Genomic DNA, 24,741 nt, shown 5'->3' on the forward strand with positions numbered 1-24,741 from the left:
ACCTATTGCTGTAATCAGGAGAACCGAATGAATTCTGCGCAATTATTACTCTTAAGTAGCTCACGCGCCGGCCAAAGTGACTATTTAGCGCCTTGCCTTGAACCCATCGCAAATCTATGCGAAACCCGAAAGGTTCTCTTTATTCCGTACGCGGGTGTCACGATGTCCTATGCGGACTACACCGCAAAAGTTGCAACGGCATTAAAGCCACGAAACATTCATATAGTTGGAATTGAAACCGCTGCAGACCCGGCCAGAGCAATTGCCGAAGCTGAGGCCATTATGGTTGGCGGCGGCAATACCTTTCACCTGCTTCAGCAGCTGTATCAGTTCAACTTAATCGAGCCTATCCAAGCGGCGGTGAACAGCGGTACACCTTACATAGGTTGGAGCGCAGGTTCGAATATTGCCGGGTTAAGCATTCGTACCACCAATGACATGCCGATCATTGAACCACCATCGTTTGCTGCGCTTGAACTGGTGCCGTTTCAACTCAACCCGCATTATACCGACTATCAACCACCTGGTTTTCATGGCGAAACGCGTGATCAGCGCCTCGCTGAGTTTATGGCGCTTGAACCAAGCACACCAATAGTGGCTATTCCCGAAGGCACAGCGCTTAGAATCTCCAAACAAACCATGACCTATCAGGGCAATACGCCAGGATTCGTATTTTTAAACGGTGAGAAACTCGAGTTATCACCGCAGCAAGACTGCAGCCAATGGCTTAAAGCAGCGAGTTAACGTTCAAGAAGTCAGCCAATTGCCCTGATTGGGCCATAGGCGAATAGGGAATTTCACCTAAACATGGGGCCCCAAGTAATTGCTTCAACGTCGCAATATTGGCGTTATATTCCGACATGGGTGTTGCCTGTGGCTGGTTGGCTATCCAACCGGCCAACTTCAGGCCGCGCCGCTCAATATCGGTTGCGGTGAGCAATGCATGATTTAAGCAACCAAGCTTCATACCAACCACTAAAACAACCTCGGCAGCGGTCTCTTGTGCATAGTCAGCTAAACTCACGACATCGTTTAATGGCACTAACCAACCACCGGCACCTTCAATGATCAAAACATCGCCATGCGATGAGGTCACAAGGTCTGTGTGTTGCAATAGGTCTGCTAAATTAACGGATACGCCTGCTTGATTTGCAGCAATGTGTGGCGCGATGGCAGGCGCAAAACAAAATGGATTAACCCGCTGGTATGAGTTTATGGATACGGTGATATCGCAGGCTTCCATTAACTGCAACGCGTCTGAATTACGCAATTGCCCCACAACGGTTTCAGCGCCAGCGGCTACCGGCTTCAATGGCACACAGGTGCGACCATGCTTGCGTAGCGCATGAATGAGAGCCGTAGCAGAAGTTGTCTTGCCGGCATCAGTATCAGTGCCAGTTATAAAAATTTTTCTCATAGAAATCCAACAAAAAGGCAATTGGAGTTAACCTTTAATCAACTCAATAAATGCAATTTTCCAGTGTAAAAATAACGCGCCATCCGTGCTACGGTGGGCTTCCATAGCAGTTTCGACAGCGCTCAACTGTGACTTGGTAAGCCTGCGTGTCTGATGCAATGTATAATTAGCTCCAATACCTTTTAAGTCATGTAACATGTCCCGAACTTGTTGGTATGGCACCGCTATACTTTGTTGCGTGCAACGCCAGGTGACACCTTTCAAGCCCTTTAAGCAGGCATCAAGCTGTTGTGTATCAATAAATTTATTATGCCGAACATTCCCGGTAACGCGTTGAAAACAACCACCCAGTGGCGCCAAAGAACCGTCCATGACTGTACTCAATACCGCCCGCCCAGAAGGCTTTAAACAATCAACCACCTGTTGCAGGGTGCGGGGTAAATCAGTCACCCACTGCACCGCTAAATTGGCATAAATTGTATCAATACTACGTTCTGCGAAAGGCAATGCTTCAATATCAGCCTGCACCCAACTGCTACCATCGGCATAACCTGCTTGTGCTTGCTGCAACATACCCGCCGCGAAATCTAATCCAATATAGTGACTGGCGCGTCGTTGCAACGCCAACGTGTTAACCCCTGGGCCACAACCCGCATCAACCGTTACACCAGAATTCTGCGGTAACATCTGCAGCAATGTTTCTGCACATTGGCGTTGCAATGAGTTGTGATTGCAGTAACTGGTGGCAGCTCTACTGAAATGTTGAGCAATTTTACTCTTATGAGCGTTGTTACTTTGCACCCGCATGGTTCAAACAGCCTGTGTTTCAGTTAACCGATGATAACAATCGGCAAATGCAGCGACAAAAGCTCGAATTTCAGCTTCTTTATGCTGCGCAGTGAGCGTTATGCGAAGCCGTGCTGTGCCCTCTGGCACTGTGGGTGGGCGAATTGTGCCACACTTGAAGCCCTGCGAACTTAAAGCTGTACCTATGCGCATCACATTCGCATCGCTTCCTACCACCAGTGTTTGAATAGCGTGCTCACTCTTCCCCAGCGGAATATTCGCGCGGGTGGCTAATTCACCGAATAACGCAATATTGGTATCCAGTTGCTGACGTAATCGCGCCCCTTCGGCACTCTGAGCTATCTTAATCGCAGCACTAACAGCCGTAGCCTGCGCAGCGGGAAAGGCTGTAGAGTATATAAATTCACGCCCATAATTCACTAAATAGTCAATTACACTGTCGGTGCCCACCATTGCCGCACCCATCACACCCAAGGCCTTGCCAAAAGTAGCTGTAATTAATGGCGCTTGCTTTTGGCTAAGCTCGCTTGCCGCACTTCGGCCGTCGGCCCCGATAATTCCTAGGCCATGGGCATCATCAATCCACAAATCGACATCGAGAGCTGCCAGCTCTCGCAGAGGTGCACTATCGCCATCCATGCTGAATACACTCTCGGTGACAAGTAAATTTGTGGCATCTGGTTTTAGCAGCTTGTTCGCATGCGTGGCGTCATTGTGCGCAAAACGTTTCCAGTGACGCTGCTCACGCACACCATCCAACAACGATGCGTGACTTAAGCGGTCTAACAATACACGGTCATATAATGGCGCGAGCGCTCGCATGGTGCATTGATTTGCGCTAAACCCACTGCTGAACAAGAGAACGTTATCGCGCTCTAGCCATTCGCTAAGATGCCGCCGTAGATAGGCATGCGGTTTTTGATAGCCAGCTACTAACGGTGATGAACCACTGCCCGTGCCCCACTGTTGTAGGCCGCGCTGAAAAGCATCTAGTACCTGTGGGTGCTGTGACAAACCTAAATAATCGTTCGCCGAAAAATCGTGCGCAGCGGCGGCAACCGAAAGGCTCCGGTGCCTGCGCTGCTGACGGCGTAATTCAAGCTGCCGTTGTAAAACATCCTGAATTTGCATTGTGAATGCTACCGAACTTCGTAATAGCGAACGGGTTCTTGTTGCTCAGCAACCGCATCGCTGATAACAGCTTGATGCACTTCATCGCTATAATCATCATGAGCCATAGGTACTAAGCCTAAACGCTCAAACAAGGCGAGATCGTCATTGGTTTCAGGGTTAGCAGTGGTTAATAACCGTTCACCATAGAAGATCGAGTTGGCGCCCGCCATAAAGCAAAGGGCCTGCAGTTCATCACTCATCGATTCCCGTCCGGCAGACAAGCGCACAAACGACTGCGGCATCAGAATGCGTGCAATAGCTATAGTACGGACGAATTCAAACGGGTCCATATCATCCAACTTTGCAAAGGGCGTTCCTTCAACTTTAACCAGCATATTTACTGGCACGCTTTCTGGGTGTTGCGGTAAGTTTGCTAATTGCGCCAATAACCCAGCGCGATCGCGACGACTCTCCCCCATACCAACAATGCCTCCCGCACAAACCTTCATGCCGGCATCGCGTACATTTTGTAGTGTTGATAAGCGGTCAGCATAGGTGCGCGTTGTAATGATTTTGCCGTAAAATTCAGGTGACGTATCCAAGTTGTGATTGTAATAATCGAGTCCAGCTTGCTGTAATACTTGCGCTTGCTGTGGGCTTAACATGCCCAGTGTCATGCAAGTTTCCAGGCCAAGCTCCTTAACACCCTTTATCATTTCAATCACGTAAGGCATGTCACGGTCTTTGGGGTTTCGCCATGCAGCCCCCATACAAAAACGGCTTGCGCCCTGCTCTTTGGCTGACTTGGCTTCGGCCAAAACCTTTTCCACCGCCATCAAGCGCTCTTTATCAACGTCTGTACGATAATGCGCGCTTTGTGGGCAGTATTTGCAATCCTCTGGACATGCTCCGGTTTTGATCGATAACAATGTGCTGACTTGAACCGCGTTCGGATCAAAGTTTTGGCGGTGCACTTGTTGCGCTTGGAATAATAAGTCATTAAATGGCAGCGCAAATAGCGCTTCAATCTCTTGAATTTGCCAGTCATGGCGAATCATTGCTGACATGTTGAATGTCCTTTTTTATTCGAGTTGTTGAAGATTAGATATTGCACAGGGTACGGAGATTACCTAGACTGTCAACTTGAAATGCACACTTTAAATTACAATCGGCTACTTTTTAACCAATGCTAACAACAGACGACCTTCGTTTTGATCGCGACCACATTTGGCACCCTTACACGTCCTTCAACAACCCGCTGCCGGTATATTCAATAGCGGCGGCCGACGGCTGTGAACTTATTCTCGATGACGGTACCCGATTAATCGATGGTATGTCGTCGTGGTGGGCAGCAATACATGGCTACAATCATCCGGTACTCAATGCGGCAGCCACCGAGCAAATGAGTCGCATGAGTCACGTCATGTTCGGCGGCATTACCCACCAGCCCGCAATTGATCTTTGCAGAAGCTTGCTAAATGTCGTACCCAAAGGCCTCAGCAAAGTGTTTTTGGCAGACTCAGGCTCAGTATCCATTGAGGTTGCGATAAAGATGGCGGTGCAGTATTGGTTTAGCCGTAACCAACCGAAGAAGAATCGTCTAGCCACTATTCGTGGTGGGTATCACGGCGATACCTTTGCGGCGATGTCGGTGTGTGATCCGGTGAATGGCATGCACAGCCTATTCAAAGGCAGCCTGCGCGAGCAACTCTTTGCGCCAACACCAGAAATTGGTCCAGACGATACGTGGCAACCAGAAGCACTACTGCCGCTGCAACAACTTCTTGAACAACATCAGCATGAGTTAGCAGCGTTAATTTTGGAACCCATCGTTCAGGGTGCCGGAGGCATGCGTTTCTATCACCCTAACTATCTGCGCGGCGCACGTGAGCTGTGTGACAAGTACCATGTGCTTTTAATTGCTGACGAAATCGCCACCGGTTTCGGTCGCACGGGTAAACTCTTTGCCTGCGAACATGCAAACATCACCCCGGACATTATGTGTATTGGTAAGGCATTAACTGGGGGCTACTTGACTCAAGCTGCCGTAATTTGCACCGACACCGTTGCTGACAGCATTAGTGCAGGCCCAGCCGGTGGCACCTTTATGCATGGCCCAACCTTTATGGGTAACCCGCTCGCTTGCGCAATCGCCACTGCCAGCTTGAAACTGCTATTGGACAGCCCGTGGCAGCAACAGGTTAGTGCTATTGAGGCGCAGTTACGTACAGAACTTGCCGCGGCAAAAGCTTACCCACAAGTTGCTGACGTACGCTGCTTTGGCGCGATAGGTGTTATTGAAATGCGTAAACCGATTGATGTAGCTGCGGCCCAGCGGCTGTGTGTCGATAATGGGGTGTGGATTCGCCCCTTTGGAAAACTTATTTACGTGATGCCACCCTTCCTAATTTCATCACCACAACTGACACAATTAACCCAAACCATGTGCAGGCTTGCGGCATCTGCGTGATTTTCTCTTGAGTCTGGCGCAAAGCAAGGTAACATATCAGCCTATTTTGTCTTTATACCCTAACTTACGGAGTTTGTAGGCCCATGTCCTTCGCTACAATTGTCGATGTTTTATCGGGAAAAGTTGCCGTTGGTGATGAAGTGACTGTGCGCGGGTGGGTTCGTACCCGTCGCGACTCAAAAGCAGGCATTTCATTTATTAACGTGCATGATGGTTCGTGTTTTGATCCAATTCAGGCGGTTGTCCCGAATAATCTCGATAATTATGAAAGCGAAGTGCTTAAGTTGACTACCGGCTGCAGTATCGCTGTAACTGGCACCGTAGCCGAATCAGCGGGCAAAGGTCAAAGCTTCGAAATTCAGGCGACTGGTTTGCATGTCTATGGTTTTGTTGAAGACCCTGACACTTACCCGATGTCACCAAAGCCACACTCTATGGAATATCTGCGTGAATTTGCGCATTTACGTCCGCGCACCAATATCACCGGTGCTGTAATGCGGGTTCGTAACTGCCTATCGCAAGCGTTGCATCGCTTCTTCCATGAACGCGGTTACCTCTGGGTGGCAACGCCTATTATTACGGCATCTGACGCCGAAGGTGCTGGCGAACTGTTCCGTGTTTCTACACTCGACATGATGAACTTACCGCGCACAGATGCAGGTCAAATTGATTACAGCAAAGATTTTTTTGGTAAAGAAGCCTTCTTGACCGTTTCCGGACAGTTGAATGGTGAAACTTACGCCTGTGCGTTAAGCAAAATCTATACCTTCGGCCCGACGTTTCGCGCTGAAAACTCAAACACCAGCCGCCATTTGGCGGAGTTCTGGATGGTCGAGCCTGAAGTTGCGTTTGCTGACTTAAACGACATCGCTTACTTAGCTGAAGATATGCTGAAGTATTGTATCAATGCCGTATTGGAAGAACGCGCTGATGACATGGCTTTTTTCCAACAGCGCGTGGATAAAAATGTACTTGATCGTTTGAATCATGTGGTTAGCAATAAGTTTGTACACATGGATTACACCGACGCCGTCGAGATTCTGCAGAACTGCGGCAAGAAATTTGAGTACCCCGTAGAATGGGGTACCGATTTACAATCCGAACACGAACGTTATTTAGCGGAAGAGCACGTCGGTGCCCCAATTGTGCTGAAAAACTATCCGAAAGACATCAAAGCGTTTTACATGCGCCAGAACGATGATGGCAAAACTGTTGCCGCAATGGATGTGTTGGCACCGGGTATTGGCGAAATTATCGGCGGCAGCGCACGTGAAGAACGCCTGGAACGTCTCGACGCTCGTATGACGGAGCTTGGCCTGCCCATTGAAGATTACGGTTGGTATCGTGACCTGCGTCGCTATGGCACCGTTCCACATGCTGGTTTTGGGCTTGGTTTTGAACGTTTGGTTACCTATGTAACCGGAATGGGCAACATTCGTGATGTGATTCCATTCCCGCGGGCACCAAAGTCTGCTGAATTTTAATTATCATCATCCACAAAAAAACCAGCTTCGGCTGGTTTTTTTATGCCCTATTTATGCCCTATTTATGCCCTATTTATGCCCTTATTCAGGAAAACGAACTTTGCTTTGGATATCTTTATCGGGTTTTATTGGCGTAGGAACCGCCGGCGTACCCACATAAAGAAAACCAACAATGGCATCATCTGGTGACAAACCAAGCTCACTCTTTACTTGTTCATCTTCTGCAAACCAGCCGGTGCGCCAAATCGCACCAAGCCCCTGTGCAAAAGCTGCTTGCTGCATGAGTAATGCGGTGCAAGCTGCACTCGCTAACTGTTCATCGCGTGGCACTTTATCATGGGGTTGATACTTCATTGCAACCGCAATAACTAAGGGTGCCCGTAACGGCAGTTGACTCGCCTGCGTCACCTGAGCTTCGGCTAAACCTTTGACTGCTGACGCGCGCTGAAACACTTGCCCCAGCTGTTGCCTGTTGTTGCCTTCATAAACAATAAACTCATAGGGCATCAATGCCATATGATCAGGCGCCCGCCCCGCTGCTTTTAGCATCACGTTAAACTGTTCTGAAGTTGGGCCAGGTTCTATAAGACGTGGCATGGACGAACGTTGTGTAAGAAGTTCCAGAGCGTGCATATAATCCTCAGAGCAATGAAGCGAAGCGATAAATTTGTTCGAGCAGCTAGCTTAGCAAATGATCACGCTCTGTTACATTGTCTTACTGGTTTCTGAGAAAATTCTACTGTAATCTTCATGGCATCTGTCATTAAATTTGGGATTCCTACGTATGAGCGGTACTGCTTCGGTATTCAAGAAACTCTTCGGCCTGATAAATACCATTCGCAAAATCATTGTGAATATCGTGTTTTTTATCGTTCTTATTGTTGTCATCAGCTTATTCGCTGCTGACGAAGAACTTATTCGTGTGCCAGACAACGGTGTCCTGGTGTTAGAACTAAACGGTCGTTTAGTTGAAGAAAAAACATGGGTTGATCCGGTTGATGCGTTTTTTGATGAAATGCTTGGCGGCAGCGGCGCACCCGCAGAGGTTTTAGTCAGGGACGTCGTTAGCGCAATTGAAAACGCAGCAACCGATGATCGCATTAGTGGTATCCAACTTAATATAGGCAGTTTCGCGGGCGGCGGTCTCAACAAAATGCAGGTACTTGGCGATGCGCTAGTGCAATTTCGTGAAACGGGAAAACCTGTAATGACCTACGCGGATGCGTATTCACAAGATCAGTACTATATCGCAGCCCATGCAGACAAAATCTACCTCAACCCGCTCGGCATGTTAATGTTTGAAGGGTACGGTTCGTATCGCCTGTATTTCCAAGAGTTACTGGAAAAACTAAAAATCAGTACGCACGTATTTAAGGTTGGTGCCTATAAATCAGCGGTTGAACCTTATACGCGCAAGAATATGTCTGAACAGGCACGTGAAGCCAACAAAATGTTGTATGACGAGCTGTGGCAGACTTATATCAACGACCTAGCAGAGCTACGTGATATCGATACCCGTATGCTCTCGGGCGACATCAATGACTTTTTAGCGGCCATTCAACAACATGACAACGATTTTGCCAAAATGGCAGTGGCTACAGGGCTAGTTGATGCACTGTATTCGCGCGAGCAATTCCGTCAAGAGATGATTACCCTAACCGGTCTCGACAAAGAAGAAAAAAGCTGGCGTAAAATTGGTCATGTTGATTATCTAGAATCGCTCAATGGCGAGGCTTATCCGACCGAAAAAACTGACCGCGCGAATATCGCCTTAGTGGTCGCACGCGGTGTTATTGTCGATGGCAATCAAAAACCAGGTTCAATTGGCGGTGATAGCACAGCTGAATTATTACGAAAAGCACGCCTTGATGATCAAGTGAAAGCCGTTGTGTTGCGTATCGATAGCCCAGGCGGCAGTGGTTTCGCTTCTGAGGTTATTCGTCAGGAGCTACTTGAACTGCAAAAAGCTGGCAAGCCAGTTATCGCATCCATGAGTAGCGTTGCGGCGTCAGGAGGTTATTGGATTGCAGCGAGCGCCGATGAAATCTGGGCGTCACCATCAACCATTACCGGATCTATCGGCGTGTTTGGTATGTTCTTTACTATCGAAAACTCACTGGCTGAAATCGGTGTTTACAACGATGGTTACCACACCACCAACCTGCCAGTTTTAGACATCACGCGCGGTCTCGACGATTCAGCAAAACAAATGGTGCAATTGACCATCGAGAAATTCTACCGTGATTTCGTTGGTATGGTTGCTGAAAGTCGCGATATGACCTACGACGCCGTGCATCAAGTGGCACAAGGTCGTGTCTGGACTGGCGCTCAAGCGCAGAAGTTCGGCTTAGTTGATAAACTTGGAGAGCTTGATGATGCTATTCGTGCAGCAGCCGAGTTTGCTGATATTGTTGAGTATGACGTGCAAGTTATTGAGCCTGAATTGTCGGTTCGCGAGCAGTTCATGCGTGACTTATTTGGTCAGGCCAGCTTGATTTTACCAAGCTCACTTGTCGAGAAAAATCACTCGCCGATTGAAATGCAATTGCAACGTGTTTGGCAGGAAGTTAAATTAGTCGACAAATTTAACGATCCAAACGGTGTGTATGCACTGTGCGAACTCTGTCCACTACGGTAATTCATGACTAAAAAACGTATTTACGTCGCCTATACAGGCGGCACTATAGGAATGCAAAAATCGGCACAGGGTTATATTCCTGTGCCCGGTTTTCTAACCGAATGTGTTCAGCGTATGCCCGAGTTTTATCGTGAGGAAATGCCTGAATTCACCATTCATGAATACACCCCTTTAATGGATTCATCGGACATGTCGCCGGCCGACTGGCAGCACATTGCCGAAGACATCCGCAGCCATTACAGCGACTACGACGGTTTTGTCATTCTCCATGGAACCGACACCATGGCGTACACCGCCTCAGCACTGTCATTTATGTTCGAAAACCTAGCCAAACCGGTGATCATTACCGGGTCGCAAATCCCACTTGCTGCGCTGCGCTCGGATGGTCAAACGAATCTACTCAATGCCTTGTACATTGCAGCAAATTATCCAATTCACGAAGTCGGTCTGTTTTTTAACAACATACTTTATCGTGGAAATCGTGCTACAAAAGCCGATGCGAATGGGTTTAATGCATTTGATTCGCCCAACTTTTCACCGCTATTGCGAGCCGGTATCCAAATAGCCGTTGAAGCTGGTGAAGTGAATGCGCTGGGTCATGAACCATTGCGTCTTACTCCAGTAACCCCACAGGCTATTGGTGTGGTTACCTTATACCCAGGTATTTCGGCCGCTATTTTTGATAATATGCTCCAACAGCCGGTTAAAGCGCTAATCATGCAAAGCTATGGGGTGGGCAATGCGCCACAAGACCCCCAACTATTGGCAAGCTTGCAGCGTGCAATTGAACAGGGTACGGTAGTGCTCAATTGCACCCAGTGCTTCAAAGGCAAAGTGAACATGGGCGGCTATGCAACAGGTAATGCGCTGGCGCAAGTGGGCGTAGTCAGTGGTCATGACATGACTGTTGAAGCGGCTTTAACCAAGCTTCATTACTTATTGTCTCAAGATTTGTCGCAGTCAGAAATCAATAACCTATTAGAAACCAACTTACGCGGTGAGCTAACCGCGTAAGTTGCTCGTCCATTAAAACAACAATAAGAAATAGAAAAAATGGCCCTAAAATCTCCTGCTTTTTCATCGCGAATTGGATTTATTCTAGCTGCTGCTGGCTCTGCCGTCGGTGTCGGCAACATATGGGGCTTTCCAACCCAGGCCGCACAAAACGGTGGTGGCGCATTCTTATTGGTTTACTTGCTCATGGTTGCCCTACTCGCTTATCCAATGTTGGTAGCTGAATTAACCATTGGCCGTATGCGTCAACGCAACCCAGTAGAGGCGCTGCGCGCACTCAGTGACAAACCGTTTTGGCGTAATTTCGGCGCGCTTACCGGAATCGTTGGCCTTGTGGTGTTGTCGCTCATATTAAGTTTCTACGCAATTGTGTCAGGTTGGCTTCTCGCATTTATGTTCGCGCCCTTAGCTGAACTTATGGGCTTCACTGCAGCTGCTACTTGGTTAACCGACTTTAGCGTGCAGCGCAACATGATCATGATGATACTTTTTCTGGTGCTCACCGTTCACGTTGTTCGCTCAGGCGTAACCGACGGTATCGAGCGTTGGTCACGCCGCCTGATGCCTTTGTTGTTCGTTTTGTTAATTGCAATGGCACTCTATATTCTTACGCTTCCAGGCGCGATTGATGGCTTAAAAATGTATCTGACACCTGACTTTGAGCAGGTCACCAACCCCAATTTGGTTATCCGTGCCATGGGCCAAGCATTTTTCTCGCTCAGTTTGGGTGTGTGTTGCATGATGACTTACGGTGCGTATTTATCAAAAGACGAGCATTTACCGCGTACCGCAGGCTGGGTGGCTGGGCTTGATACCTCAGTTGCATTTCTAGCAGGCTTATTAATCCTTCCGGCGATGTTTGCAGCACAAGAACTGGGCGTTGAAATTTACGACCAAGCTGGACAGTTACTGTCCAGTGATACCCTTGTATTCAACGTGTTACCTGCAATGTTCGACTCAATGGGCTATGCCGGCCTATGGGTCGGTCTCGCATTTTTCGCACTGATGGTTATAGCAGCCATTACCTCCTCAATTTCTATGTTGGAAGCACCGGTGAATGCGCTGGTTGAAGAAACGGGACAGTCGCGCGCGCAAATGGTTTGGGTGGTGGGTGCAACAATTGGCTTAATTTCATCCTTGATCATCTACAATTTTTCAGCATTATTCGGCGCCGTAGTAACACTCACCACTGTATATATGCAGCCGCTTCTCGCACTTATCTTTGGCCTGCTATTAACTTGGGTATTGCGCCAAAACTATTTACTGAAAGCCCTACAAGACGGCGCGCCGGAAATGGAATCAAGTTGGTTTTGGAAAATCTGGCCGTGGTATGTGAAATTTATTTGCCCAGTATTGATTTTACTGGTTATCTGGCGTGGCTAAGTCACTATAAAATAAGCTGATATTCGTAATAAAAAAAGGCTCGGGACCAATCCAAGTTGTCCCGAGCTCAGGGGAATGGCTCAAGGGATTGAGCCGTGCGCTAACTCGATAAATGTCGAGGGTAAGATTTATTGTAGACATAAATTTACCAAATGCGAATTTTTTGTGTAAAAAACGTACAAATAATTATTTGCGCACGTGCTTAAACAATGAATAGAAGTTTTGCGTTGTAATTTTTGCCACCTCAGCGAGGCTCAAACCCTTCACATCAGCGACGCATTTAGCTACATCAACCACATAAGCTGGCTGATTTTCTTTGCCCCGATGCGGCACCGGTGCTAACCACGGGCTATCCGTTTCAATTAGCAATCGCTCTATCGGTAACGCCCGCACCACTTCGCGCAGTTCGGCTGCGTTTCGAAACGATGCTATGCCCGATATCGAAATATAGAAATCAAGGTGTTCAATAGCCTGCTGCGCCATTTCAAGCGATTCCGTAAAGCAGTGTAAAACGCCCCCACAACGCTGTGCCTGCCCCTCACGTAACATCGCAATGGTGTCCTCGCGCGCATCTCGCGTATGAATGATCAACGGTTTATCAAGCTCATTTGCGAGTTCTATATGATACGCAAAGCTGTCTTGCTGAATAGGGCGGCTTTCCGGATCGTAAAAATAATCCAAACCGGTTTCGCCAATGGCAACCACTTCAGGCTCTGTAGCCCATTTACGCAACTGATTGCGGTCAAGCGGATGTTTAGCTACGTACAATGGATGCACACCGCAGGAAATACTTACATCAGGAAAATCAGCAACTTGGTTGCGCATGGCAGGAAAATCATCAAGCGTTACGCCAATACAAAGCATGTGCTCGACTTTTGCTGCGCGCGCAGCTTGAACAATTTTAGAAAATTGCCCATCGAAATTTTTTAGGTCTATTTTGTCAAGATGACAATGGGAATCGACAAACACAACAACTCCTCTAGGATGTCTTACATGGTGGCGGTTGGCGTGCCCGTATTGCCTATCGCTGCAAGCTTCGATTCAATCATATTTTTCAGCATCGCTTTATCATCGATAAACTGAACGCCAACGCCCTGTTGCTCTGGGCGCCCCGGCTTTGATGGCGCTAACCAGACGACTTTACATTTCACGAAAACCGAATTTTGTTCACCAAACAAACGTACCTCCAACAGAAATTCATCACCATTTTTTAAGGGTTCATCTGTTGTTAGAAACAAGCCGCCACCTTTGATAAAGGGCATGTAATAGCGTCGCAGCTGGGCTTCAGTACCCAACACGATACGCTTTTTCGGTAACGCGGCCTCTGCTTGTGCTACGGTTTGTGTTTCCATTGTAACCACTGTTGTTGTAATAGTAATGGTACGTTTAAGCCAGCTTGTTCACTTGTTGTTTTGCGCAAATTGTAACATAAAGCAAGCCAAGCATTGATTTCAGCAACGGTTATCTGTTCTCGTTGCAACCAATCGACAGCGACTTGGTAGCTGCCCGGAAATCTTAAGCGCTGCTGTGCAACGCGTTGTTTAATCCGAATTAACTCATGCAACCATGCTTCGCTGGCATCCAGCCAGCCGGCCCAATCACTCTTCGTTGGTAAAGGCCACTTGCTATCTACGCAACAAGCCTGAGCTAAACGCCCAACATAGTCAATATTATCACTAACTTCGCCTTTTAATGCGGCAAGAGCATGTAAAGGTGCACCTAAAAACTGTTGGCTGCGCAATTGCTCTTCAGGCGTTAAACTGCGTTTTAATTGTTGCACCAGCCACGCCTCAATTTCAGGCCAGCTTGGCTCATTTAAGGTATGCAGCCGCATGCGACTTCGAATCGTTGGCAACAGTGCACTGGTGCGCTCAGGACTCAAGATAATATACGTGTTTGCAGTAGGTTCTTCGAGTGTTTTTAACAGCGCGTTTGCAGCTTCTGTGGTCAAGCGTTCAGCATTTTTTATCCAAGCCACTTTGGCACCGTGTTGGCTTGCTGTCTGCTGCAATGCCTGAGTGAGTTCACGAATTTTATCCACGCCGATGGCACGATTGTCCTCGCTGCGCAGCACGTAGTAGTCTGGATGTGTTTCAGACTGAACCAGCAAGCAGCTTTTGCAACGCCCACAAGCACGTTGTGTTGGCTGTAAACACAACAAATAATGCGCCAAGGTTTGGGTGTATGCCTCAGCCCCCAAACCTTCGCGTGCTGGAATGCAATGTGCATGACCGAACCGTTGTTGCTGGTAATCCGAAACAACCTGCCGCCACGATTCACGCAACCAAGGTAAACTCATGTCGCCTCTGCGTTAATTAAATAAATGCTGTTCAAGTTCATGAAGTAGGTCGCGATGAACCGACTCCATGTCTTGATTGCTGTTAATGACACAAATATTCGCATCATTCTCGGCAATCTCTAAATACCGGTTTCGAGTGCGCTCAAAAAATGCAACGTCTTCTTGTTCAATGCGATCAAGCTCACCGCGCTCACGCGCGCGGGCTAACCCTTTCTGGGGATCAACATCAAGCAGTAAGGTAAGATCGGGAACAAAATCGCCTAACACAAGTTTTCGTAATGCCGTTAGTTTTTCATCACCGAGTTGACGCCCACCGCCTTGGTAGGCTCTAGAGGACAAGTCATGACGATCGGCGATAACCCAAACTCCCTTAGCCAGCGCCGGCTTAATAACATTCTCAACCAATTGCGAACGACTGGCATACATCAGCAGCAACTCGGTTTCCGCCGTTAGCTTTTCTTCCCAATCGCCCTTTACTAAATCCCGAATTGCCTCAGCAAGCTTCGTTCCGCCCGGCTCACGAACCGTTTGTGTGGCAATTCCTTTGGCATGTAGGTGATTCACAACACTCGCCATAGCGGAGCTCTTACCTGCCCCTTCCAGGCCTTCAATTACGATAAACTTGCCGCTTGGCATTAGTTTTGATTCCTTTGGTATTTATTAACCGCGCGGTTGTGCTCTGCCAGTGTTTTGGAAAAAACATGACCGCCCGAACCATCCGCCACAAAATAAAAATAATCCGTTGTTTCAGGGTGAGCCGCAGCTTGGAGGCTACTCAGACTTGGCATCGCAATAGGCGTTGGCGGCAACCCATTAATTCGATAGGTATTGTACGCAGTTTGTTCGCGTAAATGTGCGCGCGTTAAATTGCCATCGAAGTCGTCAATTCCATATATTGTGGTTGGATCAGACTGCAAGCGCATACCGGCCCGCAAACGATTTATAAAGACGGAACTGACCCGTTTACGCTCGCCACTTAACCCTGTTTCTTTTTCAATGATTGACGCCATAATAAGCAACTCGAAAGCATTTTCATAGGGTAAATCGGCGTCACGCGAAGCCCACACATTAGATAATTCCCCCTGCATGCGCTGAAAAGCTTGTTTGAGGATATCAATATCTTTGGTGCCAGCAGTGTAGTTATATGTGTCTGGGAAAAACTGGCCTTCAAAAGACGCCATCTCCACATTCAGATGCGAAGCAAGTTGTTGATTCAGTTCCTTTGGGGGAACATTTTGCAAGGTTTGCTTCAAATGGTCGCTCTGCTGCAGTTGTTGCAACCACTCGAACAGCGTGCGGCCCTCAACGAGTGCCACACGAAATTGATATTGCTCGCCATTACGCAGCTTTCGCCAAAGCCCCTTCACAGTGTCTTCAGGCATTACTTGATACACGCCCGCCTGCAGCTGCTCAGGCTTATCCAAGATCCGGCTGGCGAGATACGTGGGTGTAACCCGCAACTGGGCACCTTGATTGTTTAGTTCGGAAATAATTGTACGCGCGTGCATGCCGCGTTTTACTTCGAATAGTAAAGGTGCAGGCATACCTAAAGGTTGCTGCAATTGTTTGAACCCATACCAAATTAGAAAAACACTGATAGCGAGTGCGATTACACCCGCAGCAATTAAGAATTGTATAAAACGTTTGAATACCACTGATGAACAACCTCTGGTAATAGCGCCTTGGGTAACACACGTTCGTCTATCTTCGCGATAGGCCGTGGACCCAACACAGTATTGCACAAAAAAGCCTGCTGAGCTGAGGCAACCGAAGTATAAGTAGCTTCGGTCGGTATTGCTTCAGGCAACACGGCGGCGCAGATTTCAGCTTGCATAATACCGGCTATACCGGCCGTTTTTAACAGCGGAATCCGCCAGTTATCGCCATCATACCAGAATAAATTGCTGCTGATCGCCTCTACAATGTGAAGCTGTGAATCGCACACCAATAAGTCATCAACGCCGAGCGAATCACGCTCCTGTGTCAACAAAACTTGCTCTAGACGATTCAACGTTTTCAAGCCAGCCAAGAGCGGCTGCTGCCCTAACCGAAGTTTTGCTTGTGCCACGCTTAAGCCTTGCGACGACCAATGCGGTAAATCTGAGATTGTCGCGTACCAGTTAATTGGCTGATTCGCTGTAACACCATAGCCCCGCTTGCTTACACCTCGGGTAATAATGAGTTTTACCACACAGTGCACGTGCTCCGCAGCAATATCTTCCAATAATGACAGCACCTGCTTTTGTTCGGGCAATGCCATTGCCAAGCGCTCAGAGGCAGTCGATAAACGTTGCCAGTGACGCGGCCAATATTCTATGCGGTGGTGTCGAATAACGAGTGTAGTGAAGTGCCCATCGCCAAATTGCAGGCCACGGTCAAGGGATTGTGATGAGAGGGGTTGCCCATTGAGCCACATACAAAAAAGGCGGAATTTTCATTCCGCCTTTCCGAATTCGATGACTTAGTCGCTTGCGTGATTTTTCACGTAATCGATAGCCGCTTCAACGGTTCTGATTTTCTCTGCTTCTTCATCTGGAATCTCGGTTTCAAACTCTTCTTCCAGAGCCATTACCAATTCAACGATGTCCAGCGAGTCTGCACCAAGGTCATTTTCAAAAGAAGCTTCTAATTTCACTTCTTCTTCTTTAACACCTAGTTGTTCAACGATGATTTTTTTTACGCGTTCTTCAATAGTACTCATTGTATATATGTCCCTTGATTTTAGGTCACGAGTTCAAAATTGGGCTTAGTGTAGTGAATGACGCGACAATAATAAAGCAAAAATTGGTCTAACCTTGACAGGTCATACCCCTTGCCGCGAAAAATCACTTATACCATTGCCATACCACCGTTTACGTGGATGGTTTCGCCCGTAATATATGCAGCGCCTGGTGAAGCTAAAAACACCACAGCTGCAGCAATTTCTTCTGGTTGGCCCAAGCGTGATGCCGGAATATTGGCAAAAATCGCTTGTTTCTGATCATCGGTCAACGCTTTGGTCATATCTGTATCAATAAAGCCCGGCGCCACGCAGTTCACTGTAATACCACGCGCAGCAATTTCTTTCGCTAATGCCTTGGTAAACCCAGCTAAACCAGCTTTCGCTGCGCAATAATTCGCTTGGCCAGGGTTGCCCGTGGTGCCAACTACCGATGAAATATTGATAATACGCCCTTGCCGACGTTTCATCATACCGCGCATAACCCCTTTGCTTAAACGATAAACAGACTTTAGATTGGTGTCCATGACACTATCCCATTCATCGTCTTTCATTCGCATCAGCAGGTTATCGCGGGTAATTCCGGCATTATTGACAAGAATATCCAACTGCCCATAGGTGCTGTCAATATGCTTCAATACTGCCGCAATACTCTCTGCATCCGTTACATTTAACGCAAGACCTTCGCCGTTTGCGCCTAAATAATCGCTGATAGCTTGAGCACCCTTTTCAGTTGTTGCGGTGCCGATAACTTTGACACCACGCGCAACCAATTGTTCGGCAATCGCTTTACCAATACCACGACTGGCGCCCGTTACTAAGGCAACTTGCCCTTCTAAATTCATTAAGTCAGACATATTATTTCCTTGCTGCTAGAGCCTCAACGGTATTGACCGCTTCACCCTGAATGGCTTTGTCGATTCGTTTATTTAACCCCGTAAGCACTTTACCTGGGCCAATTTCAAAAATTTCTGTAACACCCTGCTGCACCAAATATTCAACAGTTTCGGTCCATCTTACTGGTGAATGAAGCTGACGAACCAATGCGTCACGAATTTTATCAGCTTCGCGTGGCGCGTCTACATCCACATTATTCACCACCGGAACTTGCGGTGTATTCACGGTCAATTTACCGAGTTCAACCGCCATTTGTTCTGCCGCAGGCTGCATGAGTGAACAATGCGATGGCACACTTACCGGTAACGGCAGTGCGCGCTTCGCGCCTGCTTTAATGCAGGCAGCGCCGGCACGTTCAACTGCTGCTTTGTGGCCTGCAATTACAACCTGCCCCGGTGAATTAAAGTTCACCGCCGCTACAACTTCGTCTCCAGCTGACTCTGCACAAGCCTGCTTGACCAACTCGTCGTCTAAGCCAATAATTGCGGCCATCGCACCAATACCAGCTGGCACCGCAGATTGCATCAACTTGCCGCGGGTAGCGACCAGTTTTACCGCGTCTTTAAAATCTAAAGCACCAGCACACACCAGCGCAGAATACTCGCCTAAACTATGCCCAGCCATCCATTCAGGTGCTGGCACGCCAGCCTGTTCTAAGGCGCGGTATAGCGCTACACTCGCAGCTAATAAAGCGGGTTGCGTGCGTTGTGTTTCGTTAAGCTGCTCTGCCGGTCCATCTTGCACCAATGCCCATAAATCATAACCGAGTACATGACTTGCTTCAGCAAAGGTCGCTTCAATAACCGGATATTCGGCGGCAACATCCGCCAACATACCAACAGCTTGTGAACCTTGTCCTGGAAAAACATAAGCTCGCATGAGTACTTCCTTATAAATTAATATTCTACAAGTGCCGAGCCCCAGGCAAAACCACCGCCAAAGGCTTCAAGTAATAATTTTTGACCGCGTTGAATCCGGCCATCACGAATTGCGACATCCAATGCAATGGGAACCGATGCCGCAGAGGTGTTTCCCGTATATTCGAGTGTCGTAATCACCCGCTCCATCGGCATTTTTAACTTTCGTGCTGTCGCTTTAATAATACGTAAATTTGCTTGGTGTGGCACCAACCAATCCAAGTCACTCGCTACCAATTGGTTGGCTGCTAAAGTATCCACCACCAGCTCGCTAAGCTTGCTTACCGCAACTTTAAATACTTCGTTGCCTTTCATGTACATCCAAGCTTCACTTAACTGTTCCGGTGAGGTACGCGACATGTGGTTCACACCAAGTAGGTCAGCAAATTCACCTGCGCTATTTAAGTGCGTTGATAAAATACCAGGTTTGTCTGATGCCTCAAGAACCGCAGCTCCAGCACCATCGCCGAATAACACCAGGGTATTGCGATCATCCGGATGACATAACCGTGACAATACATCCGTGCCAATCACTAGCACCCGCTGATACATACCACTACGTATATATTGGTCGGCAACGCTAAGGGCAAAGATAAATCCTGAACATGCAGCAGCAATATCGAAAGCCGGAATATTATTCTCGGTCAACGCCGCTTGAATTTCACACGCTACGCTCGGAAACGCGCGCTCGCCTGACGTGGTTGCCACCACAATTAAATCAATATCGTCGGCTGCAACTTCTGCAGCCAATAACGCCTGACGTGCTGCTGCTACCCCCATGGTAGCAGCGCTTTCGCCAGCTTCAGCAATGCGTCGTTCATGTATGCCAGTGCGTTCGACAATCCAATCGTGACTGGTTTCGACCCGCTTCTCCAGCATGGCATTAGTCAGGCGCTGGCTCGGTAAGTAATGGCCAGTTCCCGCAATCGTTGCTTGCATAATAAGATTTATTCCTGTTCTAACAGAACTTGTTCTACCCGATCGCGAATTCGCGTTGGTAGATCCCGTTGTGTCTCTTCCACAGCTTGCTCAATGGCGCTAAAAAACGCGCGTACATTTGCATCACCATGACTTTTAATAACGACACCCCGTAATCCTATCAAACTCGCGCCGTTGTAGTGGTCGGGCTTCAACCAATCCCATGAACGCTGTAAACGCTGGTAAAAGAGTTTCACAAACCAACGTGTCAGCCAGTGGTCGTGAATATTTGATTTGATATTATTGAGAAGAAGTTCGGCCAGTCCTTCGCAGCTTTTCAGTGCAATATTGCCGACAAAACCATCACATACAATTACATCGGCTTTACCAGAAAACAAGTCATCTCCTTCAATAAAGCCAATATAGTTAATGTGTTGTGACTGCTGCAACAAGGCAGCTGTGGCTTTCACCACGTCATTACCTTTAATTTCTTCTTCGCCCATGTTTAGCAGTGCAACCCGAGGTTCTTTAATACCTAATACCTCTTGTGCCGCAACTGAGCCCATCACCCCAAATTGGAACAATGTATCCGAGTCACAAACCGGGTTTGCACCTAAATCAAGAACGAATGCCGAACCGCCCTGCTGTTGAGGTATGGCTGACATTAATGCTGGTCGTAAAACACCTGGCAAAGTTTTCAGGGTAAAGTAAGCTTTGGTCATTAGTGCACCGGTATTACCGGCACTGACACACGCGGCAGCCTCTTCTGAGGCCACCAACTCTAACGCGATACGCATCGACGAGTCTGGCTTCGCACGTAGCGAATAACCTGGCTTATCCGTCATGGTAACGGTTTGGCTTGCGTGCTTGAGTATAATGCGAGGGTGGCGATCTATCTTTGCATGCTTTAATAGCGGAATTAGCTCAGAGTCATCCCCAACCAGCATAAAATGAACGTCGGGAAATGCTTTTAACGCCTGTTGCAAAGCGTTAATTACAACTGAGGGGCCATGATCGCCCCCCATTGCATCAAGTGCCAGTGTCAGTGCGGCCATAGCCTCACTATCCTGTACTGGTTACTTGTTAATTACTTTACGGCCTTTATAAAAACCATCAGCTGTTACATGGTGACGACGATGCGTTTCACCAGAGGTAGAGTCAACCGACAGTGTAGGGCCGCTCAGTGCATCGTGAGAACGACGCATGTCGCGCTTCGAACGAGTTTTCCGATTCTTTTGTACAGCCATTTACGCTATCTCCTAAGTTTATTTGCGCTTTAATTCTTGCAACACAGCAAAAGGATTTCCTTTTGCTTCGGGGGAGTCTTCAATATCGCCCCACTGCATTGCGTTACTATCTACCCGACATTCGCGCTCGTCATGTTTGACCACAACCGGCATCGCCAATATCAGCTCATCTTCAACCAACGCATGCAGATTCACTTCACCGAGTTCATCCAGCTCAACTGATTCGTAGCCCTCTGGCATATCGGTGGCCTTTTGCCGTTTCGTAACAGGCGCATAAATAAATGTGCACTGTAACGGAACCGTCATGGTGTCACCGCAACGTTCGCAGCTTGCTTGCACAGTTACCTGTGAATCACCGCGAATACGTTTTATGCCCTGCTCGTCAACTTCAAAAAATAACGAAGTATCCACATCAGGACATGGCTCAACCAACAACTCTTGCAAACGAGCAAGCGCCTCCCCCGGAACTAATCCGATATAAGACAATTGCTTGCCGGCACTTTTAACCGGATCTACCGTAATCGGTACTCGAACCTTCTGCATAGGGCGCGAATATTAATGGAATCGATGCATGAACACAAGTGCTTTTCGCAAAATTACATGGGTTTCAAGCCATATGTTTGCAGGTTTACAGCGTGTTTTCGTCCAGCAGTGGGTTAATCCCCCAATTGCGCAACATTGCCAGCAACCGAATGAGTGGTAAACCAACCAAGGTATTGGGGTCGTCGCCCTGCAATGCAGCGAATAAACTGATGCCTAACGCTTCACTTTTAAAGCTACCGGCACAATTGAGCGGCTGTTCACGCTTTACATAAGCAATAATCTCAGCATCGCTTATATCGCGAAACTGAACTTTAAACGGCTCAACACAAGACTGCAGGCGTTGCTGCTTACTGTCATAAACAGCTAACCCCGTTAAAAACGTAACCGTTTTGCCGCGCATGGCCTGCAGTTGTTTAATCGCATTGGCTTCAGTGCCGGGTTTCCCCAGAATAGTACCTTCTACCACGGCAACTTGATCGGAGCCGATTAAAACGTGCTGAGGAAACTTATTCGCTAACGCCTTAGCTTTCGCGATAGCTAAACGCTCAACCAACGCCAAAGGCGACTCATTAAGGCGCGGCGTTTCGTCAACTTCGGGGGCCGCAACGTCAAATTCGCGCACAACTTTAGCCAGTAACTCACGGCGAAATGGCGAAGTGGAAGCGAGCACCAAATTCGTTTTCATAGACATTAACCTGCGGTTTATTCACTTAGTAAACTATCTGCTCAGCGTTACACATAGCTTGGTAACGTGGCCAAGTCATCCAGAATCGTCAAGGGCTGGTGCTGTAACAAACGTTGTGCATCATGCGCCCCAAAACTTACACCAATGCGCGCTATTCCGGCATTTTCAGCCATGCGCATGTCATGCACTGAGTCGCCAACCATAACCGCTTGATGTGCCGAAAACCCTGTTTCTGTAAGAATCTCATTGAGCATGCGTGGATCGGGTTTTGAGGCGGTTTCATCGGCGCACCGTGATAGATGGAATAACTCATGAATATTGGCTTCTTGCCAAACCCGCTCTAACCCATGGCGCGCTTTACCGGTAGCAACGGCTAAGGTGTATCCTCGCGCCCGTAACCCTTCAAGCATTGCTTGCGCCCCCTCGAATAACGGTGAAGGGGTGATGTCATCATGCACATATTGCTGACGGTAAACGTGCATAAACGCGTCAAATTGTTCGCTCGAAAGCCGCCCGAACAATTGTTCAATTGCTGGTTCCAAACTGATACCAATAATTTCACGCACCGACTCCACCGTCGGAGCTGGGAGCGACAAAAGCGCGGCAGCACGCTGCATTGAAGACACGATGCGCCCTACCGAGTCCATCAAGGTGCCGTCCCAATCAAAAATTATCAGTGGGTACTTCATATAAAACAGCGTCCGCCGAGTCGAATTAATGTTTGTCGTAAAGCTTCATCAAGCGGCGCATCAACGGTAATTTGCTTTTCCGTTTGCGGATGCTTAAAAGTCAATTTGTGCGCGTGTAAAAAGAGTCGATTCAATCCGACTTGCTGCATTTGTTGATCAAAGTCGCTATCCCCATACTTCGGGTCGCAAGCTATTGGGTGACCGGCATGCAGTGCATGCACACGAATTTGATGTGTGCGTCCGGTTATCGGAGAAGCTTCTACCAATGTACAGTGAGCAAACTGCTCAACAATACGAAACCGAGTTTCCGAAGGTTTTCCCGCAGCATCAACCCGTACCACCCGCTCGCCTGACTTCAGTGTGTTCTTTAACAGCGGCGCCGCAATAAATTTCACATGTTTTTGCCAATGCCCACGCACCAACGCCAAATATTGCTTATCCATGGTTTTATTGCGTAATTGTTCGTGCAAGCTACGCAGCGCTGATCGCCGCTTGGCAATTAGAATGCAGCCACTTGTCTCGCGGTCTAATCGATGCACCAGTTCCATTTGTTTTGCATCTGGGCGCAGCGAGCGTAAACTTTCAATCAACCCGAACTGCAAGCCTGAGCCGCCATGCACCGCAAGCCCCGCTGGCTTATTCATCACCATCAACACATCGTCTTCATAAAGTATTTGGTGTTGCAGCGCTTGCACTTGATCAAGTTTGGCAGAAGGCAATGGATTCGCTTCGGCAATACGCACCGGTGGAATACGAATTACATCGCCAACCTGCAGTTTATATTCAGGCTTTACACGCTTCTTATTAACACGCACTTCACCTTTACGCAGAATTCGATACACCAATGACTTGGGAACGCCTTTTAATTGCGCAAGTAAATAGTTGTCGATGCGTTGCTCTTCGTAGCCAGATTCAACCGTTTGGAAGTGCACGCCTTGTGATATGTTTGTTTGTTCGCTCATAGGGTGCGGATTTTAGCATGAGCTCTTGACAATGTTCATCTTGTATTTACAACGATTTTCATGGGATAATCAGGAATCGGAAAAATCCGCACCGATTTATAGAGAGCGGTACATCATTTGCACAACGCAATGATGCAGCTAAAGAGTAAAAATTTAACGCGTGGTTTGAGCGGAAAGCGTCACTGCCAATACGTCCACCTCAGCTTACGAAAGTACGTAGCCAAAGCTACGGCGTCGAGAAGTTGATGGCACGGAATATCATTGGCTCATCTTTATCCGTATTTAGATGATGAAGATTGATTGAGCGCGCCGCCTTTAATTAAATCAAACCAGAATTGAAGAACCAGTGCTGCAACGCAGTATGGCCTTTACAAGCGCATTTCGGCTTGGTAACAAATTGCAATCTCACGTTTATAACTAGTTGTTGAACGGGAGATGGATGTTAGGTGTTGATCGACTAACCCTAACCTAAAACAATTCAATCTCGAAATAGCGATGGCGAAAGCCTGTCGTACCGTGTTGTGGCCCGACATAATGAG

The 24,741-nt window shown here is 47.9% G+C and carries 27 protein-coding genes; 6 read left to right on the forward strand and 21 right to left on the reverse strand.

From position 1 onward, the window contains the following. Positions 1 to 27: 27 nt before the first annotated feature. Complete coding sequence (gene pepE / locus ACN0UY_RS02720) at positions 28 to 744, forward strand: dipeptidase PepE (RefSeq protein WP_417665253.1); 717 nt, start codon at positions 28 to 30, stop codon at positions 742 to 744. Here pepE and bioD read toward each other — a convergent pair. From bioD to bioB, 4 genes are read right to left on the reverse strand one after another with little or no spacing between them, the layout of a single operon-like run. Continuing rightward, positions 728 to 1,417: a dethiobiotin synthase gene (gene bioD, locus ACN0UY_RS02725; protein WP_417665254.1), complete on the reverse strand. Its 690-nt coding sequence runs from the start codon at positions 1,415 to 1,417 to the stop codon at positions 728 to 730. The two genes, pepE and bioD, sit on opposite strands and share 17 nt — an antisense overlap. 27 nt (positions 1,418 to 1,444) lie before the next feature. Further along, positions 1,445 to 2,224: a methyltransferase domain-containing protein gene (locus ACN0UY_RS02730; protein ID WP_417665256.1), complete on the reverse strand. Its 780-nt coding sequence runs from the start codon at positions 2,222 to 2,224 to the stop codon at positions 1,445 to 1,447. Positions 2,225 to 2,227: 3 nt separating this feature from the next. Beyond that, entirely contained in the window at positions 2,228 to 3,355 is a 1,128-nt protein-coding gene (locus ACN0UY_RS02735; RefSeq protein ID WP_417665257.1) for an 8-amino-7-oxononanoate synthase, read from the reverse strand. 8 nt (positions 3,356 to 3,363) lie between these two features. Next, a complete protein-coding gene (bioB, locus tag ACN0UY_RS02740) occupies positions 3,364 to 4,404 on the reverse strand; it encodes a biotin synthase BioB (protein ID WP_417665258.1) in 1,041 nt (346 codons plus the stop codon). A 119-nt stretch (positions 4,405 to 4,523) separates the two neighbouring features. On the opposite strand from bioB, the gene bioA reads away from it, so the two are divergent. Next, on the forward strand, positions 4,524 to 5,807 hold the full coding sequence (gene bioA / locus ACN0UY_RS02745) for an adenosylmethionine--8-amino-7-oxononanoate transaminase (RefSeq protein ID WP_417665259.1): 1,284 nt from the start codon (positions 4,524 to 4,526) through the stop codon (positions 5,805 to 5,807). 83 nt (positions 5,808 to 5,890) lie between these two features. Further along, positions 5,891 to 7,291 (forward strand): asparagine--tRNA ligase, encoded by a 1,401-nt coding sequence (gene asnS / locus ACN0UY_RS02750; RefSeq protein WP_417665260.1) that lies wholly within the window; start codon positions 5,891 to 5,893, stop codon positions 7,289 to 7,291. Positions 7,292 to 7,372: 81 nt separating this feature from the next. Here asnS and ACN0UY_RS02755 read toward each other — a convergent pair whose 3' ends face one another. After that, the gene (locus ACN0UY_RS02755; protein ID WP_417665261.1) at positions 7,373 to 7,888 is read right to left on the reverse strand and encodes a nitroreductase family protein; all 516 of its coding nucleotides are present in this window, start codon (positions 7,886 to 7,888) and stop codon (positions 7,373 to 7,375) included. A gap of 187 nt (positions 7,889 to 8,075) precedes the next feature. Here ACN0UY_RS02755 and sppA point away from each other — a divergent pair, with 187 nt between their 5' ends. Genes sppA through ACN0UY_RS02770 form a run of 3 tightly spaced genes read left to right on the forward strand, consistent with a single transcriptional unit; the run spans position 8,076 to position 12,326 of the window. Further along, positions 8,076 to 9,929, forward strand: coding sequence for a signal peptide peptidase SppA (gene sppA / locus ACN0UY_RS02760; protein ID WP_417665262.1), 1,854 nt, complete (start codon positions 8,076 to 8,078; stop codon positions 9,927 to 9,929). Between the two features lie 3 nt (positions 9,930 to 9,932). Next, a complete protein-coding gene (gene ansA, locus ACN0UY_RS02765; RefSeq protein ID WP_417665263.1) occupies positions 9,933 to 10,943 on the forward strand; it encodes an asparaginase in 1,011 nt (336 codons plus the stop codon). 39 nt (positions 10,944 to 10,982) lie between these two features. Further along, the gene (locus ACN0UY_RS02770) at positions 10,983 to 12,326 is read left to right on the forward strand and encodes a sodium-dependent transporter (RefSeq protein ID WP_417665264.1); all 1,344 of its coding nucleotides are present in this window, start codon (positions 10,983 to 10,985) and stop codon (positions 12,324 to 12,326) included. Between the two features lie 186 nt (positions 12,327 to 12,512). Here the strand turns inward: ACN0UY_RS02770 and ACN0UY_RS02775 are convergent, their stop codons facing one another. The 16 genes from ACN0UY_RS02775 to rluC all read right to left on the reverse strand — a co-directional run bounded on the left by ACN0UY_RS02775 (position 12,513) and on the right by rluC (position 24,202). Then, positions 12,513 to 13,295: a TatD family hydrolase gene (locus ACN0UY_RS02775; RefSeq protein WP_417665265.1), complete on the reverse strand. Its 783-nt coding sequence runs from the start codon at positions 13,293 to 13,295 to the stop codon at positions 12,513 to 12,515. A gap of 20 nt (positions 13,296 to 13,315) precedes the next feature. Continuing rightward, on the reverse strand, positions 13,316 to 13,678 hold the full coding sequence (locus ACN0UY_RS02780; protein ID WP_128351584.1) for a PilZ domain-containing protein: 363 nt from the start codon (positions 13,676 to 13,678) through the stop codon (positions 13,316 to 13,318). Further along, on the reverse strand, positions 13,660 to 14,625 hold the full coding sequence (locus tag ACN0UY_RS02785) for a hypothetical protein (protein ID WP_417665266.1): 966 nt from the start codon (positions 14,623 to 14,625) through the stop codon (positions 13,660 to 13,662). Before ACN0UY_RS02785 ends, ACN0UY_RS02780 begins: the two co-directional genes overlap by 19 nt. A 12-nt stretch (positions 14,626 to 14,637) precedes the next feature. After that, a complete protein-coding gene (gene tmk, locus ACN0UY_RS02790; RefSeq protein ID WP_417665267.1) occupies positions 14,638 to 15,261 on the reverse strand; it encodes a dTMP kinase in 624 nt (207 codons plus the stop codon). Next, on the reverse strand, positions 15,261 to 16,280 hold the full coding sequence (gene mltG, locus ACN0UY_RS02795) for an endolytic transglycosylase MltG (protein WP_417665268.1): 1,020 nt from the start codon (positions 16,278 to 16,280) through the stop codon (positions 15,261 to 15,263). Before mltG ends, tmk begins: the two co-directional genes overlap by 1 nt. Beyond that, positions 16,250 to 17,041, reverse strand: a complete 792-nt coding sequence (pabC, locus tag ACN0UY_RS02800; protein WP_417665269.1) for an aminodeoxychorismate lyase — start codon at positions 17,039 to 17,041, stop codon at positions 16,250 to 16,252. The genes mltG and pabC overlap by 31 nt, the downstream gene beginning before the upstream one ends. Positions 17,042 to 17,086: 45 nt before the next feature. After that, the gene (gene acpP, locus ACN0UY_RS02805) at positions 17,087 to 17,326 is read right to left on the reverse strand and encodes an acyl carrier protein (protein WP_417665270.1); all 240 of its coding nucleotides are present in this window, start codon (positions 17,324 to 17,326) and stop codon (positions 17,087 to 17,089) included. A gap of 128 nt (positions 17,327 to 17,454) precedes the next feature. Beyond that, positions 17,455 to 18,189, reverse strand: a complete 735-nt coding sequence (fabG, locus tag ACN0UY_RS02810) for a 3-oxoacyl-ACP reductase FabG (RefSeq protein WP_417665904.1) — start codon at positions 18,187 to 18,189, stop codon at positions 17,455 to 17,457. Between the two features lie 13 nt (positions 18,190 to 18,202). Then, entirely contained in the window at positions 18,203 to 19,120 is a 918-nt protein-coding gene (fabD, locus tag ACN0UY_RS02815; RefSeq protein WP_417665271.1) for an ACP S-malonyltransferase, read from the reverse strand. A 17-nt stretch (positions 19,121 to 19,137) separates the two neighbouring features. Beyond that, positions 19,138 to 20,097 (reverse strand): beta-ketoacyl-ACP synthase III, encoded by a 960-nt coding sequence (locus ACN0UY_RS02820; RefSeq protein WP_417665272.1) that lies wholly within the window; start codon positions 20,095 to 20,097, stop codon positions 19,138 to 19,140. A gap of 8 nt (positions 20,098 to 20,105) precedes the next feature. Further along, positions 20,106 to 21,131, reverse strand: coding sequence for a phosphate acyltransferase PlsX (gene plsX, locus ACN0UY_RS02825; protein WP_417665273.1), 1,026 nt, complete (start codon positions 21,129 to 21,131; stop codon positions 20,106 to 20,108). Positions 21,132 to 21,152: 21 nt separating this feature from the next. Then, positions 21,153 to 21,323 carry a 50S ribosomal protein L32 gene (gene rpmF, locus ACN0UY_RS02830; RefSeq protein ID WP_128351594.1) on the reverse strand — a complete coding sequence of 57 codons (171 nt, stop codon included), beginning with the start codon at positions 21,321 to 21,323 and terminating at the stop codon, positions 21,153 to 21,155. Between the two features lie 18 nt (positions 21,324 to 21,341). Beyond that, the gene (yceD, locus tag ACN0UY_RS02835) at positions 21,342 to 21,866 is read right to left on the reverse strand and encodes a 23S rRNA accumulation protein YceD (RefSeq protein ID WP_417665274.1); all 525 of its coding nucleotides are present in this window, start codon (positions 21,864 to 21,866) and stop codon (positions 21,342 to 21,344) included. 85 nt (positions 21,867 to 21,951) lie between these two features. Continuing rightward, positions 21,952 to 22,551, reverse strand: a complete 600-nt coding sequence (locus ACN0UY_RS02840; RefSeq protein WP_417665275.1) for a Maf family protein — start codon at positions 22,549 to 22,551, stop codon at positions 21,952 to 21,954. Between the two features lie 47 nt (positions 22,552 to 22,598). Continuing rightward, complete coding sequence (locus ACN0UY_RS02845) at positions 22,599 to 23,240, reverse strand: HAD family hydrolase (RefSeq protein WP_417665276.1); 642 nt, start codon at positions 23,238 to 23,240, stop codon at positions 22,599 to 22,601. Continuing rightward, positions 23,237 to 24,202, reverse strand: coding sequence for a 23S rRNA pseudouridine(955/2504/2580) synthase RluC (rluC, locus tag ACN0UY_RS02850; protein ID WP_417665277.1), 966 nt, complete (start codon positions 24,200 to 24,202; stop codon positions 23,237 to 23,239). The genes ACN0UY_RS02845 and rluC overlap by 4 nt, the downstream gene beginning before the upstream one ends. Between the last annotated feature and the right edge of the window lie 539 nt (positions 24,203 to 24,741).

This window comes from Pseudidiomarina sp. (assembly GCF_048268165.1).
Taxonomy (GTDB): Bacteria; Pseudomonadota; Gammaproteobacteria; order Enterobacterales; family Alteromonadaceae; genus Pseudidiomarina.